At 42.6% G+C, this 16,685-nt stretch carries 16 protein-coding genes and 1 riboswitch; of the genes, 6 read left to right on the plus strand and 10 right to left on the minus strand.

The window, feature by feature from the left end; genetic code table 11:
* Nucleotides 1–120: 120 nt before the first annotated feature.
* Nucleotides 121–271, minus strand: a riboswitch (M-box (ykoK) riboswitch).
* A gap of 57 nt (nucleotides 272–328) precedes the next feature.
* Together SM12261_RS08705 and uvrA are read right to left on the minus strand one after the other, a co-directional pair.
* A complete protein-coding gene (locus SM12261_RS08705) occupies nucleotides 329–1,390 on the minus strand; it encodes a M24 family metallopeptidase (protein WP_001042845.1) in 1,062 nt (353 codons plus the stop codon).
* Nucleotides 1,383–4,214, minus strand: coding sequence for an excinuclease ABC subunit UvrA (gene uvrA / locus SM12261_RS08710; protein WP_001152871.1), 2,832 nt, complete (start codon nucleotides 4,212–4,214; stop codon nucleotides 1,383–1,385). Before uvrA ends, SM12261_RS08705 begins: the two co-directional genes overlap by 8 nt.
* A gap of 131 nt (nucleotides 4,215–4,345) precedes the next feature.
* On the opposite strand from uvrA, the gene SM12261_RS08715 reads away from it, so the two are divergent.
* The 4 genes from SM12261_RS08715 (at nucleotide 4,346) to SM12261_RS08730 (ending at nucleotide 7,523) form a co-directional block, all read left to right on the plus strand.
* Complete coding sequence (locus tag SM12261_RS08715) at nucleotides 4,346–5,290, plus strand: magnesium transporter CorA family protein (protein WP_000815623.1); 945 nt, start codon at nucleotides 4,346–4,348, stop codon at nucleotides 5,288–5,290.
* A gap of 11 nt (nucleotides 5,291–5,301) precedes the next feature.
* Complete coding sequence (locus SM12261_RS08720; protein WP_000078009.1) at nucleotides 5,302–5,979, plus strand: DUF1129 domain-containing protein; 678 nt, start codon at nucleotides 5,302–5,304, stop codon at nucleotides 5,977–5,979.
* Nucleotides 5,980–6,119: 140 nt separating this feature from the next.
* Nucleotides 6,120–7,154 carry a S66 family peptidase gene (locus tag SM12261_RS08725; protein ID WP_000626031.1) on the plus strand — a complete coding sequence of 345 codons (1,035 nt, stop codon included), beginning with the start codon at nucleotides 6,120–6,122 and terminating at the stop codon, nucleotides 7,152–7,154.
* Nucleotides 7,155–7,259: 105 nt separating this feature from the next.
* Complete coding sequence (locus SM12261_RS08730; protein WP_000166114.1) at nucleotides 7,260–7,523, plus strand: SemiSWEET family transporter; 264 nt, start codon at nucleotides 7,260–7,262, stop codon at nucleotides 7,521–7,523.
* An 83-nt stretch (nucleotides 7,524–7,606) separates the two neighbouring features.
* On the opposite strand, the gene SM12261_RS08735 is transcribed toward SM12261_RS08730, so the two are convergent.
* Genes SM12261_RS08735 through mutL form a run of 3 tightly spaced genes read right to left on the minus strand, consistent with a single transcriptional unit; the run spans nucleotide 7,607 to nucleotide 10,738 of the window.
* Nucleotides 7,607–8,170, minus strand: a complete 564-nt coding sequence (locus SM12261_RS08735; RefSeq protein ID WP_000166574.1) for a DNA-3-methyladenine glycosylase I — start codon at nucleotides 8,168–8,170, stop codon at nucleotides 7,607–7,609.
* A 9-nt stretch (nucleotides 8,171–8,179) separates the two neighbouring features.
* A complete protein-coding gene (ruvA, locus tag SM12261_RS08740; RefSeq protein ID WP_000273422.1) occupies nucleotides 8,180–8,773 on the minus strand; it encodes a Holliday junction branch migration protein RuvA in 594 nt (197 codons plus the stop codon).
* Between the two features lie 15 nt (nucleotides 8,774–8,788).
* Nucleotides 8,789–10,738: a DNA mismatch repair endonuclease MutL gene (gene mutL, locus SM12261_RS08745; RefSeq protein WP_000018200.1), complete on the minus strand. Its 1,950-nt coding sequence runs from the start codon at nucleotides 10,736–10,738 to the stop codon at nucleotides 8,789–8,791.
* 205 nt (nucleotides 10,739–10,943) lie between these two features.
* On the opposite strand from mutL, the gene SM12261_RS08755 reads away from it, so the two are divergent.
* Together SM12261_RS08755 and SM12261_RS08760 are read left to right on the plus strand one after the other, a co-directional pair.
* Nucleotides 10,944–11,384: a LytTR family DNA-binding domain-containing protein gene (locus SM12261_RS08755; protein ID WP_000861976.1), complete on the plus strand. Its 441-nt coding sequence runs from the start codon at nucleotides 10,944–10,946 to the stop codon at nucleotides 11,382–11,384.
* Nucleotides 11,381–11,839, plus strand: coding sequence for a DUF3021 domain-containing protein (locus SM12261_RS08760; protein WP_000743962.1), 459 nt, complete (start codon nucleotides 11,381–11,383; stop codon nucleotides 11,837–11,839). Before SM12261_RS08755 ends, SM12261_RS08760 begins: the two co-directional genes overlap by 4 nt.
* Before the next feature lie 47 nt (nucleotides 11,840–11,886).
* Here the strand turns inward: SM12261_RS08760 and nrdI are convergent, their stop codons facing one another.
* From nrdI to SM12261_RS08785, 5 genes are all read right to left on the minus strand, one after another.
* Nucleotides 11,887–12,351 (minus strand): class Ib ribonucleoside-diphosphate reductase assembly flavoprotein NrdI, encoded by a 465-nt coding sequence (gene nrdI, locus SM12261_RS08765; RefSeq protein WP_000849612.1) that lies wholly within the window; start codon nucleotides 12,349–12,351, stop codon nucleotides 11,887–11,889.
* Between the two features lie 77 nt (nucleotides 12,352–12,428).
* Entirely contained in the window at nucleotides 12,429–12,962 is a 534-nt protein-coding gene (locus tag SM12261_RS08770; protein ID WP_000729020.1) for an ABC transporter permease, read from the minus strand.
* 60 nt (nucleotides 12,963–13,022) lie between these two features.
* Nucleotides 13,023–14,309 carry a response regulator transcription factor gene (locus SM12261_RS08775; protein WP_000278883.1) on the minus strand — a complete coding sequence of 429 codons (1,287 nt, stop codon included), beginning with the start codon at nucleotides 14,307–14,309 and terminating at the stop codon, nucleotides 13,023–13,025.
* Nucleotides 14,310–14,320: 11 nt separating this feature from the next.
* The gene (locus tag SM12261_RS08780) at nucleotides 14,321–15,991 is read right to left on the minus strand and encodes a sensor histidine kinase (protein ID WP_000800606.1); all 1,671 of its coding nucleotides are present in this window, start codon (nucleotides 15,989–15,991) and stop codon (nucleotides 14,321–14,323) included.
* A complete protein-coding gene (locus tag SM12261_RS08785) occupies nucleotides 15,969–16,583 on the minus strand; it encodes a YesL family protein (protein ID WP_000532357.1) in 615 nt (204 codons plus the stop codon). The genes SM12261_RS08780 and SM12261_RS08785 overlap by 23 nt, the downstream gene beginning before the upstream one ends.
* Between the last annotated feature and the right edge of the window lie 102 nt (nucleotides 16,584–16,685).

Below are 16,685 nucleotides of genomic sequence, written 5' to 3' on the forward strand. Positions count from 1 at the left end.
AATCAGCGATTGGCTGTGTATGTGCGGTTCCGGATGATCGTCAATTTGCATCGTCTATCTCCTTTCTTTGATTTAAACAGTAGAAAATCCCACCATAAAATGGCAGGATTAAAAAACTAATTATCTGTTTTTCGTTCAAGCTTTAACTCCATAGGGCAATGTAATGAGCTTAGTCTTGGCCTTCGCGACCAGGACTGTTGACCAACGAGTAGTGTCTCCACTGCTTTGCGGTAGTCATCCGTATCCCTATGGTAGCCTCACCTACCGTTTTCGTTTTTCAGTATAAACCTTTAAAATTTAAAAGTCAATCATTTGAGTTGTTTAACTCTTAGATAACTATCAACTCTTTTGGAGCTAGGGTCAACAATTCACAACCGGTCTCTGTAATCAAGATATCATCCTCGATACGAACACCGTATTTGCCTTCTATATAGATACCTGGTTCATCGGTTAAGGCCATACCTGCCTTAATAATTTCTGTAGAAGTTTGGCTAAAGTAAGGTTCCTCATGAATATCCAGCCCAATACCGTGTCCAATACCGTGGGTAAAGTAGTCGCCATAGCCCGCCTCGATAATAATATCACGAGGGATTTTGTCAAAGTCTCGGAAACCTAATCCTGCCTTAGCCTGGTCAATCAAGGCTTGGTTGGCTTTCAAAACCGTATTGTAAATCTCCGCCTGCTCGTCGCTGACATGCCCCAGATAGATAGTCCGTGTCATATCACTGACATAGTGGTCATAAAGGCAACCGAAGTCCATAGTAATGGCTTCTCCCAGCTCCACTGGTTTGTGCATAGGATGAGCATGAGGTTTGGAAGAGTTGATACCACTAGCTAGAATCGTATCAAAAGACAAGCCAGATGCTCCCAACTCACGCATACGGAAGTCAAGGAAGTTGGCAATCTCAATCTCAGTCTTTCCTGGTTTGATAAAGTCAAGCGCATCGCGGAAAGCTTGGTCTGAGATAGAACAAGCCTTGCGAATAGCTGCAATCTCTGCCTCGTCCTTAATCATTCGAAGACCTTCGACAAACTGAGTTTGTGGAAGCAAGTCAATTCCTTCAAAGGTTGCCTGCATACGGTGATAATAAGACACTGAAATCTCATCTTCAAAACCGATACGAGACAAGCCCATGTCCTTGACAATTCCTGCAATGACAGCCAATTCATCACGGTCTGCCACAATCTCAAAGCCACTGGTTTCTTGCTTAGCTGCAATGATATAGCGAGAGTCTGTCACCAAGACCTGACGGTCACGGCTGATAAAGACTGTTCCGTTTGAGCCCCAAAAACCAGTAAGGTAATAGACGTTTTTAAGGTTATTGATGATGATGCCATCTAGTTCTTTTTCTTGCATTTTAGCTAGAAATGCTTGTACACGTTTATTCATGATGTAACTTTCCTTTCAAATACTGTCCTGTGTAGCTGGCTTCATTGGCCGCTACTTCTTCTGGAGTTCCTGTTGCGATGATGGTTCCACCACCGACACCGCCCTCAGGTCCCAAGTCAATAATATGGTCTGCTGTCTTGATAACGTCTAAATTGTGCTCGATAACAAGGACTGTATTGCCATCGTCAACAAAGCGAGCTAAAACCTTGAGCAAGCGAGCGATATCCTCTGTATGGAGTCCTGTCGTCGGTTCATCCAGAATATAGAATGACTTGCCTGTCGAGCGTTTGTGGAGTTCGCTAGCCAGCTTCATACGCTGGGCTTCTCCCCCAGAAAGAGTGGTAGCTGGTTGACCTAGCGTCACATAGCCTAGCCCTACATCCTTGATAGTCTGAAGTTTGCGTTGAATTTTCGGAATGTGTTGGAAAAATTCCACCGCATCATTGACAGTCATGTCCAAGACCTGCGAGATATTCTTTTCCTTGTAATGAACTTCTAGGGTTTCACTATTGTAGCGAGTCCCGTGGCAGACTTCACAAGCCACGTAAACATCTGGCAAGAAGTGCATCTCAATCTTGATAATCCCGTCACCTGAGCAGGCTTCACAACGACCACCCTTGACATTGAAACTGAAACGTCCCTTTTTGTAACCACGAATCTTAGCCTCATTTGTCTGGGCAAAGAGGTCACGTATATCGTCAAAAACTCCCGTATAGGTAGCAGGGTTAGACCTCGGCGTTCGTCCGATAGGGCTCTGATCAATATCAATCAAGCGGTCTACATGCTCAATCCCTGTAATCGTTTTAAACTTACCAGGTTTGTCTGAATTGCGGTTGAGCTTCTGGGCAATAGCTTTTTTGAGAATGCTATTGATTAGGGTCGATTTCCCTGAGCCCGACACCCCTGTCACTGCGATGAATTTTCCTAGTGGGAAGCGAGCTGTGACATTTTGCAGGTTGTTCTCACGCGCTCCCGTCACCTCGATAAAACGACCATTACCAACACGGCGTTCTTCTGGTACTGGAATGGCACGTTTGCCTGACAAGTACTGGCCTGTGATAGACTTACTGTTACGAGCTACCTGTTTGGGCGTACCTGCCGCAACAATCTCCCCACCAAAAACACCCGCACCAGGACCAACGTCAATCAGATAATCAGCCTCACGCATGGTATCTTCGTCATGTTCCACCACGATAAGAGTATTGCCCAAGTCACGCATCTTTTTGAGACTGGCAATCAGACGGTCATTATCCCTCTGGTGAAGACCGATTGACGGCTCGTCTAGAATATAAAGAACACCTGATAGGTTAGAACCAATCTGGGTCGCCAAGCGAATACGCTGACTTTCCCCACCTGAAAGAGTTCCTGCTGAACGAGACAGAGTCAGATAGTTAAGACCCACGTTATTAAGGAAAGTCAAACGGTCCTTGATTTCCTTGAGAATGGGCCGAGCAATGATGGCTTCATTTTCAGAAAGAGTCAACTGACTGACTAATTCCAAGTGGTCTGCGATAGACAGGTCTGAAATTTCTCCGATATGTGGTCCTTGCGCACCACCAACACGGACAGACAAGGCCTGGTCATTGAGACGGTAACCATGACAGGTTCCGCAGGTCAGCTCATTCATGTAAAGGCGCATCTGGGTGCGAGTGTAGTCACTATTAGTTTCATGGTAGCGACGTTTGATATTATTAACAACTCCCTCAAAAGGAATATCGATATCGCGCACGCCACCAAATTCATTCTCATAGTGGAAATGGAATTCCTTACCATCTGAGCCGTAGAGAATCAAGTTCTTATCTTCTTCTGACAAGTCCTCAAAAGGCTTATCCATATCCACTCCAAAGGCTGTCATAGCCTGCTCTAGCATGTTTGGATAGTAGTTGGATGAGATAGGATTCCACGGAGCCAAGGCTCCCTCACGTAAGGTTTTGCTGGCATCTGGCACTACCAAATCAGTATCCACCTCCAGCTTGATGCCCAAGCCATCACACTCACTACAAGAACCAAAAGGAGCATTGAAGGAGAAGAGACGCGGCTCTAACTCTGGAACAGTAAAGCCACAAACTGGACAGGCATAATGCTCAGAGAAGAGCAACTCAGAGTCGTCCATAGTGTCGATAATGACATAGCCTTCTGCGATACGAAGGGCAGCCTCAATAGAATCAAAGAGACGACTACGAATGCCCTCCTTGATAACAATACGATCAACCACGACATCAATATTGTGTTGCTTGCTCTTAGATAACTCTGGCACTTCGGTCACATCATAGACTTCCCCATCCACACGGACACGGACATACCCATCTTTCTGAACCTTCTCGATAACACTCTTATGTTGGCCTTTTTTCTTGCGGATGACAGGGGCCAAGATCTGCAAGCGCTGGCGTTCAGGCAATTCTAAAACCTTATCCACGATTTGCTCCACTGAAGAGGCCTTGATAGCTCCATGCCCGTTGATACAGTAAGGCGTCCCCACACGTGCGTAGAGGAGACGCAGATAGTCATTGATTTCAGTCGTTGTTCCCACCGTCGAGCGAGGGTTTTTACTAGTCGTTTTCTGGTCGATAGAAATAGCTGGGCTGAGACCATCAATAGCATCTACATCAGGCTTCTCCATATTCCCCAAGAACTGACGAGCATAGGCTGACAAACTCTCCACATAGCGACGTTGCCCCTCCGCATAGAGGGTATCAAAGGCCAGACTGGATTTCCCTGAACCTGACAAACCGGTCACAACAACCAACTTGTCTCGCGGAATCTCCACATCAATATTTTTTAAATTATGGGCACGCGCCCCATGAATGACAATTTTATCTTGCATTTTTGTTCTTTCTAGTCCATTATTGCTTACCATTATACCAAAAAAAGTGAGATTCTATTACCCAAAAGACTTAATTTGTAGTATAATAGTACGGTGTGAAAAAATCTGAAAAATGAGAAAGGATAAGGGATATGAAACAAGTTTTTCTCTCTACAACAACTGAATTTAAAGAGATCGATACACTTGAACCGGGTACTTGGATCAATCTCGTCAATCCAACTCAAAATGAATCACTCGAAATCGCCAACGCCTTCGATATCGATATTGCCGACCTTCGAGCACCGCTCGATGCGGAAGAAATGTCTCGTATTACGATTGAAGACGAGTACACCCTGATTATCGTTGACGTGCCGGTCACAGAAGAAAGAAATAATCGCACCTACTACGTAACCATCCCGCTTGGTATTATCATCACAGAGGAAACCATCATCACTACTTGTTTGGAACCATTACCGGTCCTCGATGTCTTTATCAACCGTCGATTGCGTAATTTCTACACCTTCATGCGTTCACGTTTTATCTTTCAGATTCTCTATCGCAATGCAGAGCTTTACCTAACAGCCCTTCGTTCGATTGACCGTAAGAGTGAACAAATCGAAAGTCAACTGCATCAATCAACTCGTAATGAAGAATTGATTGAGCTCATGGAATTGGAAAAAACCATCGTCTATTTCAAGGCTTCCCTCAAAACAAATGAGCGTGTGATTAAGAAATTGACCAGCTCAACCAGCAATATCAAGAAATACCTTGAAGACGAAGACCTGCTTGAAGACACCCTGATTGAAACCCAACAGGCCATCGAAATGGCAGACATTTATGGAAATGTCTTGCACTCTATGACAGAGACCTTTGCCTCTATCATTTCCAACAACCAGAACAACATTATGAAAACCTTGGCCCTTGTGACCATCGTCATGTCCATCCCAACCATGGTCTTTTCTGCCTACGGGATGAACTTTAAGGATAATGAAATCCCCCTAAACGGCGAGCCAAATGCCTTCTGGTTAATCGTCTTTATCGCCTTTGCTATGAGTGTCTCGCTCACTCTCTATCTCATCCATAAAAAATGGTTCTAAGAGGAGTTCCTATGTCTCAGATTGATCTACAAAAATTAACTAAGAAAAACCAAGAGTTTGTCCACATCGCTACCCAACAATTCATCAAAGATGGGAAAACAGACGCTGAAATCAAGGCTATTTTTGAGGAAGTCATTCCCAAAATCCTTGAAGAGCAAGCCAAGGGTACGACTGCTCGTTCCCTCTATGGCGCACCGACCCACTGGGCTCATAGTTTCACTGTCAAGGAACAATATGAAAAAGAGCATCCAAAAGAAAATGATGATCCAAAACTCATGATTATGGACTCAGCCCTTTTCATCACTAGCCTCTTTGCCCTCGTCAGTGCCCTCACAACTTTCTTTGCAGCAGATCAGGCTTTCGGCTATGGACTTGTCACTCTCCTGCTAGTTGGACTTGTTGGTGGATTTGCCTTCTACTTGATGTACTACTTTGTTTACCAATACTATGGACCAGATATGGACCGCAGCCAACGTCCACCTTTCTGGAAATCTGTACTGGTTATCCTAGCTTCTATGTTCCTTTGGTTGCTTGTCTTCTTTGCAACAAGCTTCCTACCAGCTAGCCTTAACCCAGTACTTGCTCCATTGCCACTGGCTATTATCGGAGCAGCCCTCCTAGCCCTTCGCTTCTATCTCAAGAAACGCTTGAATATCCGCAGCGCAAGTGCAGGACCAACACGCTATTAAGAAGAATCATAAAAGCAACTGCAGATGCGGTTGCTTTTTTACTACTTTCTTGATTTAAAAGTATTCTTATGACATCCCACATAGCTCTATCTAATCTTTTGTGATAAAATAGGCTCAATCTAATTCTAGGAGGATAAGATATGATTTCTACTATTGGTATTGTTAGTTTATCTAGTGGCATTATCGGAGAGGACTTTGTCAAACACGAAGTGGACTTGGGTGTCCAACGTCTCAAGGATCTGGGACTCAATCCTATCTTTTTGCCCCATTCTCTAAATGGATTAGACTTTATCAAGAACCATCCTGAAGCGCGTGCAGAGGATTTGATTCATGCCTTTTCTGATGATAGCATCGATATGATCCTATGTGCCATCGGTGGAGATGATACCTATCGCCTACTATCTTATCTTTTTGAAAATGACCAACTACAAAAGGTTATCAAACAAAAAATTTTTCTTGGCTTCTCGGATACAACCATGAACCATCTCATGTTGCATAAACTAGGAATCAAGACTTTTTATGGTCAATCCTTCTTAGCAGACATTTGTGAATTAGAAAAAGAAATGCTAACCTATAGCCTTCACTACTTTAAAGAATTGATTGAGACGGGAAGAATCTCAGAAATCCGCTCTAGTGACGTTTGGTATGATGAAAGGACTGACTTCAGTCCCAAGGCTCTGGGGACACCTCGTGTCAGTCATACAAATACCGGTTTTGAGTTGTTGCAAGGAAATGCCCAGTTCGAGGGAAAAATCCTCGGTGGTTGCCTCGAATCCCTCTACGATATCTTTGACAACTCTCGATACGCAGATAGCACGGAGCTCTGTCAAAAATACAAACTTTTCCCTGACTTGTCAGACTGGGAAGGAAAAATCCTCTTGCTAGAAACAAGCGAAGAAAAGCCTGAGCCAGAAGACTTCAAAAAGATGTTGCGAACTTTAAAAGACACTGGCATATTCGAGGGCATCAGTGGACTCCTGGTCGGAAAACCTATGGATGAAACTTTCTATGACGACTATAAAGAGGCACTATTGGATATCATTGGCAGCAATATCCCGATTGTCTATAATCTCAATGTCGGCCACGCAACTCCAAGAGCCATTATTCCCTTCGGAGTCCACGCCCACGTAGATGCAAAAGAGCAAGTCATTCGCTTTGACTATAACAAAAAATAAATAGTTTCTCTATTTTTGTGCTTTTGTATTGGTTTTCGTTACAATTTGTATCTGAATTTATTGCATTTCGCTAATTTCTATGATATCCTTTTGAAGGAGGTGTATATGACAAAACAAAAAATTAATCGAATCGTAGGTTCTATTGGTGCCTTTATTGGAATTATAGTATTTATTGCCTACATACCTCAAATTATCGCTAATTTACAGGGAAATAAAGCTCAACCATTTCAACCTTTATCAGCTGCAATATCTTGCTTAATCTGGGTTATTTATGGATGGACAAAGGAACCTAAGAAGGATTGGATACTCATCATTCCAAATTCAGCTGGTGTTATTTTAGGTGGAATCACTTTTCTGACTTCACTCTAACCAATCTAATAGTATATATAAAAAGCTGGGAAAAATTTCTCAGCTTTTTATATATTCTCAGATATGCTAGTTACCTGTACACACTAGTGACCGCTTTTCCACTCACAATCATTCTCATGGTCATCAACTAGCCCTGCTGCTTGTAGAAAAGACAAGACAGCGACTGGGCCTGTGAACTTGAAACCTCGTTTTTTGAGATCTTTGGCTAATTTCTCAGACAAGGGTGTTTTAGCAGGGGCTTGGCGGTAATCGGGAACATCGTTAACGATAGTTTTCCCCTCAACAAAAGACCAAAGATAGGCATCAAAAGAGCCATATTCTGCCTGTAGTCGTAGAAATGCTTGGGCGTTAGTCCGAGTAGCAAAAATCTTGGCTCTATTCCGAATGATGGCTGGATTCTCCAGCAAGGCTTCCAACTCGGTGTCGGTCATGTCTGCCACCGCTTGAATTTGATAGCCATGAAAGGCTTGACGGAAAGCTTGGCGTTTGTTGAGCACCGTTTCCCAAGACAGGCCTGCCTGATAGGTTTCCATACACAATAACTCAAACAATGCTTGATCATCATGGAGGGGCTGGCCCCACTCTTCATCATGATAGGTGATATAGAGAAGATTGCTCATCTTGACCCAAGAACAACGTTTTGTCATGCTCTGCTCCTATTTGACCAACATTTTAAGGGCTGACTTGATATAGTTCTCAGCTGTATCTGTCGTTCCTTCAAAGAATTTCTTGATTTTCTTGAGTTCGGTCGCCTTGTAGCCCAGAGCCAACATGGCTTCCATGGCTTCTTCCAATTCTTGGTTTTCAGCGCTAGCTTGCACTGCGACCTTGGCAGGAAAGTCATCTCCTGCAACTACTACCTTGCCTTCCAAGTCCAACACCATCTGCTGGGCTGTTTTCTTGCCAATTTTAGGAAACTTGGTTAAGTAGGTAATGTTCTTGGTTTCGATTGCTTGAACCAAGCCAGCATTGTCATCAGCAGCGATAATAGCAAGAGCTGACACAGGACCAATCCCAGAAACCGAAATCAGACTGAGAAAGAGCTTCTTCTCGTCTTCTGAGCGAAATCCATAAAGCAGATGAGCGTCCTCACGCACGACTTGATGCACATAAATCTGAGCCTCCTGATTAACCTGTCCTGAATAGGCATAAGGATTGGCCACATGCAAAATATAACCGATACCATTGACTTCAAGAACAATGTATTTAGCAGTGATTTTGGTAATGATTCCTTTTAAATATTCGTACATAGTTTTCCTTTTAGTTTAATATTTCCCCAACTCACGGAGACTGGTGTGATTTTCCTGAATACGTCGGAACATCTTTTCCATATCCGACTTGGTAAAATGCACCAAAACAGGGCGTCCGTGGGGACAGTTATAGGGATTGTCACATTGAGAGAGCTGATAGAGGAGCTGTCTAGCCGAATGGTCGTCAATACGATGGTTGGCCTTGATAGACCGCTTGCAGGACATCATAATAGCCAACTCTGCTCGATATTTCTTGATAGAAACTTCCTTGGTCAAAAGGAGCATGTCGCACATCTCATAGATGCCTGACTCGATTTCCTCCTCTGCCATCCAAATAGGATGTTCACGCAGGATAAATTGATTTTCTCCGTACTCTGCTAGAAAGACGCCCACTTCCTCCAAATGTGTCATTCTTTCCTTGAGACGAAGAGCATCATCCGCTGGAAATTCAAAGATATAGGGCACTAGGAGTTGCTGCTGGCTCTGGTCAACATTGCCAATACTTTCACGGTATTCCTCGTACTTGACCCGTTCCTGAGCCGCGTGCTGGTCTATGATATAGAGCCCATCTCGCCCTTGGGCAAAGAGATAAGTCCCGTGCATTTGCCCGAAAAATTCCAATTCTGGGAAGCTGGATGATTCTTCTCGCTCCAGCTTGTCATAAGCCTTATCAAGACTCGCAAGGTCTAACTCTGGGTGATCTAGCTGGTCGTAGTTAGCAGGCTTTCTCTCTGCAAAATGCAGTTTTGCTGGCTTGGTTAGCTGATCCAAGGTTTCCTTGGCAAACAAAGTCAAGTCTTGCCCTTCCTCAGTTAATTCTACCTGATAATCAGCCACCTCAGCTTGACTGGATCTTATCGACTCTGTTTTCTCATAGTAGAGCGTATTTTCTTTGAGTGGGAGAATGGTCTGCTCCACCTTTTGACGATTGCGCACGGTCGATTTAGCAAGATTTTCCAAGGCATCAGGTATCAAGGTTTGTTCCTTGAGACTGTTTGCAATAGCTTCTGAGACCAGCGCCATCAGTTCTTTTTCCTTGGAAATCCGCACCTCTTGCTTGGTTGGGTGTACATTGACATCCGCTAGATAAGGGTCGATATGAATGTGAATGACAGCCAGTGGAAAACGGCCTACCATAAGCTTACTGCCATAGCCATCTAGAATTGCACGATTGAGCAGGAAGTTCTTTATATAACGGCCATTGATGAAGAGACTGATATAGTTGCGGTTGGCTCGAGTTAACTCAGGCAAGGACACAAAACCTGAAATTTCGAAATCTAGGTCAGAATTCTCAATTTCAATCATCTTCTTGGCACTCACCAAACCGTAAATTCCTGCGATAGCTTGGCGCAATTGACCAGTCCCAGCTGTCCGCGTCATCTCCTTGCCATCACTGATTAAACTAAACGAAATTTCAGGATGGGCCAAGCCCAGACGATTGACAATATCAATGATATGAGACAACTCCGCTTGCTGGCTCTTCATATACTTGAGGCGGGCAGGCGTGTTGAAAAAGAGGTCCTCCACACAAACCTTGGTTCCCACAGGACTAGTCGCTGGGATGACTTCTTCAACTTCTCCCCCACGCGCGACGAGCTTGGTTCCATGACTTGCACCATCCACCGCCGTCAAAAGGGTCAAAACACTAACAGAAGCGATAGAAGGCAAGGCTTCACCACGAAAACCAAGCGTCCGAATCCGAAAGAGATCTGCCTGATTTTTTATCTTACTGGTCGCATGACGACGCAAGGCCAATTCCACCTCATCGTGGGCAATTCCATGACCATTATCTGTGATTTGGATTTTCTTGAGACCAGCTTCCTCAATCTCAATGATAATCTGACTAGAGCCCGCGTCAATGGCGTTTTCTACTAGCTCCTTAACAACGCTAGCTGGACGCTCGATAACCTCTCCAGCCGCGATCTGGTTTGCCAGCACCTCTGGCAATTCAATAATATGAGACATCTTTCAGCCCCTTTCTGTATCTATTTTCCTAGAAATTGATTAGTGCTATTATACCATATTTCAGAAAGGACAGAAAAGCTCCACCACATAGGAGCCAAATCCCTCCACATAAACAAAGTCCCTTGTCAGGTATCGTAAAATAGTGTTTAATAAAGGTGTACAATAAGTGATCACAATTTTGTATGAAAAACAAGGAGAGAAATTTATGAAAGTAGAACTACAGATTAGTGAAACTTACAAGGAGGAAAAGCTGATTGTCCAAGCACCTCAAGAAACCGATAAAATCCAGAAAGTCATCGAGTTCGCAGAAAATCTGGACCAAAAAGAAACAATCAAAGGAAAGATTGATGATCAGGTCTATCTAGTTAAGATTGGTAAGATACAGCGCTTCTATATCGAGAATCGGAAGGTTCTTGCAGAAACGGCTAGCCAGACCTACAATATTGATTTACGACTCTATCAGGTTCTTGAAATTCTGCCAACCAATTTTATCCAAATTTCCCAATCAGAAATCATCAATATCAACTCCATCTCTCATCTCAAGCTAACCCCAAACGGCCTAGTAGAAATTTTCTTGAAAAACGAAAGCTTCACCTATTCTTCACGCCGTTATCTAAAAACCATCAAGGAGAAATTAGAACTATGAAAAAACAAATCTTCCACGACGCAGCTGCTGGTGTCCTCATCGGCCTCATCCTCTCTATCATCTTTTCACTCATTTATGCACCAAATACCTACGCACCACTGAGTCCTGAATCTCTGATCGGACAAGTGATGGCTCAACATCAGGTTCACGGTGCCTTGGTCTTGCTCTACTGTACTCTTATCTGGGCAGCCATCGGTATTCTCTTCAACTTTGGTAAACGATTATTCAGCCGTGACTGGAGCTTGCTCCGTGCAACTATGACCCATTTCTTCCTCATGCTGGCTGGCTTTATCCCACTAGCAACTCTGGCAGGTTGGTTTCCTTTTCACTGGATCTTCTATCTCCAGCTCATTATCGAGTTTGCGATTGTCTACCTCATCATTTGGGCTATTCTCTATAAAAGAGAAGCTAAAAAAGTGGACCATATCAATCAACTCTTGAAGCATAAAAAGTAAGAATGCTGATACAACTGCCTAAGATAATAAAAAAGCCAAGCCTAAGCTTAACTTTCCAACTCATACAAATCTGCGATAATAGCTGCGACACGTTTGATATCTCCCAGCATACCTCGCATTTCAAAATCGGCTAATACAGGGAAACCAAAACGTTGACTGTATTGCTTAGCTGTCAGGCAGTATTGGTTATTAAAGTTACGATTTCCTGAACCAACCACTCCAAAACACTTACTAGCATTATTACCATAGGCGATAAAATCTCCCACTGGCGTTGTCAATATCTCAACATCTCCGTTATCCACGCCATTCCCACCTTCAAGGTAGGTCGGTAAAAAAGCGACATAGGGATGGTCCATTTCATAGAAATCTTGGCCTTCTTTGACCAAATCCTTGATATGAATCTTTTGAACCTCAATCCCCTCGTACTGGGACAAGAGATAGTCTTTCAAGCGTGTCACAAAACTTTCAGTATTGCCACTCAGACTAATATAAACTAAAGAAATTGTCTTCATATGTACCTCCATGATTTTATGTATAATCGAAAAATAACTACCAAGATTGTAACTTGATAGTTATTTTTTGTCAATACTTAGGCAAGTTCTTCGGTTTCCTCTTCTTCCGCCAAGGCTTTCTGTTGACGCCACATCTTATAGAAGACAAGGGCTAAGAAAAGAACATTGATGACGATATAGAAAATGCTAACGGCTTGTGAAATAACACTTATCCCTAAACGCATGGTCTCATCGTGAACTAACTGCACAGCGTCTTGTAAACTAACATAGCCATAAATCGAACCAATAATGGCTAGCAAAACATAGCCGACATAAGTATAGTTTGCATATTGCAAATTCTTACGAACAAGGAAGACAATCGCTACTACAACTAAAATAGCAGATAGTACAATCAAGGCCATATTAAAAATAGAATGAGATGATTCTGCTACTCTATAGGTGTAATTGATGTTGTCTTCTAATTGCTGGGCACTAAGTCCTGCAACATGTGACTGTTTAGCACGAAGGACTTCTTTGCTAGGCAAGGGACTCAACATTCCAAACAGAGACATAGCTGAAATAAGAGCAGACAAGATTAGCAAGACCCATAGATAAATTGGTTTCTTTTTCATAATAGAACCTCCTGATATTATTATTGATATTATAGCACTTTTTGTAAAGGGATACAAATATTATAGTGTCGTTTCTACCTGTTTTCGGTAGGCTTTCGGCGATTTTCCGCACAATTTTCGGAATACTTTATAGAAATATCCAACATTACTGTAACCAACAGCATAACAAATATCTTCGATACTGTCACTAGTCGAAAGCAAGAGCTGTTGGGCGGCCTTAATGCGTTGTTTATTTAAAAGCTCTGCGAAGGTCGAATTGGTTTCACGCTTAATCAACTGCCCCAGATAGACAGGATTGATAAAAAGATCCTTACTGATATCCTTGAGGGAAAGTTCCTTCTGATAATCACGACCAATAACTTCTAGCACACTAACCACATTTTCATTCATTCGATATTGCCCAAAGAATCGAGTCAGAGTTTCCTTGATATAAGGAACCAATTCATCGAAGGATTGAATAGCATGAATGGTTTTGACAATGTCCGTCATATCATCAGCTTTGAGGTGTTCAAACAAGTGGAAGACATCCATGACAAACTGGATAAAAAGCTGTTTGGTAATCGGAACACGCGGCGTATTTTCAAGAACCACCTTCTCCAAGAGATTTAACTCTTCTACGATTTGATTGAGATTTCCCTGAATGATAACCCTATAAATCGGTTCGTAATAGGTAAAGAGACTCTCAGACTGTTGTAGATTTACAGAGCCGTAAAAGAGGGCTTTCTCAGCATTCAGCTTCCAGCGTTCAAAGTGTTCTTGATAAGGAGCTTCAAAGGGAGTAACGACTAAACCATCTAGGGGTTGATCAGAAATAAAAATCTGCCAATCTTGACCCAAGACATAGTAGGGAATGGTGAAGGAGCCTTGCTTTTCCTTGGATAGACCTATCCACCAATTCTCCTTATCCCCTAAATAACTAACAAATCCATCCTCATCTAAATCTTGACTAAGGGTCTGACTTTTCTTTCCTCTCTCGCCGAGCTGACCTGCAATCTTCTCCAGCAGATTTCCCAGCTCTACCTTATCAACAGGCTTGACCAAATAGTCCACCACACTAAGGTTCATTGCTCTTTTTACATAATCAAACTCCTGATAACCCGAAAGTAGGATATAGGCTGCATCTGGTAAGATTTCTTTCATCTCCCGAATCATATCAAGCCCTGTTTTGTCGGGCATATTGACATCGGAAATGACCACATCGACAGGATTTTCCTGAACATATTCTAGGGCTTCATCGGCATGACTGGCTGTTGCGACGACCTCCATATCCCACTTATCAAAGGGAATCAAACGTTTCAGACCTTCTGTCACCATGTACTCATCATCTACTAATAATACTTTATACATTTTCTCCCTTTCTACTCATCTTGAATTGTAATACGATACTGAACACCTGCTTGCTCTGCAGAATCTATAGTAATAGCATAGCGGTCCCCAAAATAGAGCACAAAACGCTCATGGACATTGACAATCCCGATAGATTGCTTTTGATCACTGTAACTGGCTTGGTGTTCAAAATGTCTCTGACTTAATTTTTCTCGAATACTTGCCAGCTTTTCAACCGACATACCACGGCCATTATCGACCACCAAAATTTCCACAAAACCATCCTGTTTAAGCGCCTTGATACTAATCACATTATCTGTCCGTCTATGGTCAACACCATGCGCGAAATAGTTTTCTACCAGCGGTTGCAAGGTAAACTTAGGAATTTTCATATTCTCTAGCTCTGGGTCTATCTTGAAACCATAGGCAATGGACTTGGGATAGCGAACCATGCAGAGATAGCTGTATTTACGACAAAATTCTAATTCCTGTTTGAGAAGGGTCTCTCTTTCGTCGGAAATATTGTTACGCAAGAGACTACTAAACTCATAAATGATATCTGCCAACTCATCTTGACTCTGCATGACTGCGTACATACGCAAGAACTCCAGAGTATTGTACATGAAGTGAGGATTGATTTGCGCCTGCAAGGCCCGCATATTGGCATCTTTTTGACTAAGCTCTAACTGATAAATATCATGGATATTCTTTTCCAAGCGATCCAACATATCATTGGTCGTCTCCGAGATTAGGAGCAATTCCTGATCCTTTTCAAGCGTATCAATGCGAAGACCTTCTTGTCCTTTGGCAATAGCTTGGATGGAATCCACCAGGTCCACTACCTGCTTTTGATAATTAGCAAAAGTCTTCCTCAAAGTCAGATAGAGAATGACAATAAAGAGAAGGCTCAAGCCCACAATCAAAGCAGAGCTAGCCACTGTTCCTTGTAAAACAAAGTTTTTAGGAACTGCCACCTGAACCTGATATCCATGAGAGGTAAAACCGACAAACCAGTTCTCATGTTCCCTATTGACCCTCTCACCAATATGAAAAATCTCCGTATCAAATGGTGATGTCACAGTCACAGCCATCGGGATATGACCTCGGGTATTGTCAATGGCATGATATAAGACTTCTGGATCCAAGGAGATGTAAATCACTCCTATAGATTGATCCGTTGCTGGGTCCAGAACTGGAATGCCAAAACTATTGGCCTCTGGTTTAAAGGCCTCAGCAGGCAAGACATGACCACTTCTTTTATCCCTTGTTGAAACATAAACTTCTTTAAAATCCTGCAAGACGATTGCAACACCCGTTATAGAGTCATTTTGGACATAAAGATCATCAATGTTTTCATACAGAGAAATAGAAGTTGACGAAGCTGCTTGATGCTCCAATAGCCAATAAAAATACTCAGAAGTTGACAAGCTAAAGTACTTATAAACCCCTTGTATCCGGTCTTGATTGGCTACTAAATCTTGCGCCAGTTGGGCTGACTCCCGATAATAATACTCCACCTCATCGACTGTTCGAGTGGTTACACGTTGGGCTACTCTTTGAGCTTCCTTTTCCCGTGAATCCCAGTCAGCGTAAGAGAGTAAGATTGCAAAACTCGCAATAATAATCATCATAACTGAACTGTAGGTTCTTAGAAGCGTATGTAGCCAAAACTGCTTCATTCTATTTTGTCGCCAATTTTTCATGGATACTTTCATAGACCGGTTCCAACATATCACTGATAAAGAAATGCCACATCCCAATTCCTACAAAGAAAAGTAGGGCAGGCATATAGTAACCAATTGCCACAAGTAGCACTGTCCCAAGGAGAACCTTGGCCACAGCCGCTAGGCTCATAAAGATGCCAATCAAGGATAGTTTGAGACTATTTCGATAGGACAAATCAAAATAAACTTGTAATTTCAAAGATACTGTATAAGCCAAAAAGATCAGGGCAACTACTAGGACATTCAAAAAGGTCGCAATCAAATGAATAATAGTCTGATGAGGCAATTGCACCAAGAGATACAGGCCATAGACCAAAACTAGATTCACCCCTAAAAAGCTATAGAAAATCAGGTTGCTTGAGACGAAATTTTGCTTATAAAGAGACCACGCCTCCTTCAAACTGTATTCCCGAAAGCTATAACCATGTTCTGCATATAGGCTCATCAAGGTGGCACTAGCCGGCGCTAGACCAAGGATAATCCCTCCTGCTAAAGTTAATAGCCAAAAGAAGGCTGTCGCAATCATCCCTAAAAAGAAACGATTAAAGACAAAGTCTAAAAATCTCCCCATGATATCCTCCTAAAAATAACTATGAAACTATTATATCATATTTCAAGCGTTTTCAAAAACTTCTAGTGCCCATTTACAATCCCTTCAAACCGTGATACAATG

It is taken from the genome of Streptococcus mitis NCTC 12261 (genome assembly GCF_000148585.2).
Taxonomy (GTDB): Bacteria; Bacillota; Bacilli; order Lactobacillales; family Streptococcaceae; genus Streptococcus; species Streptococcus mitis.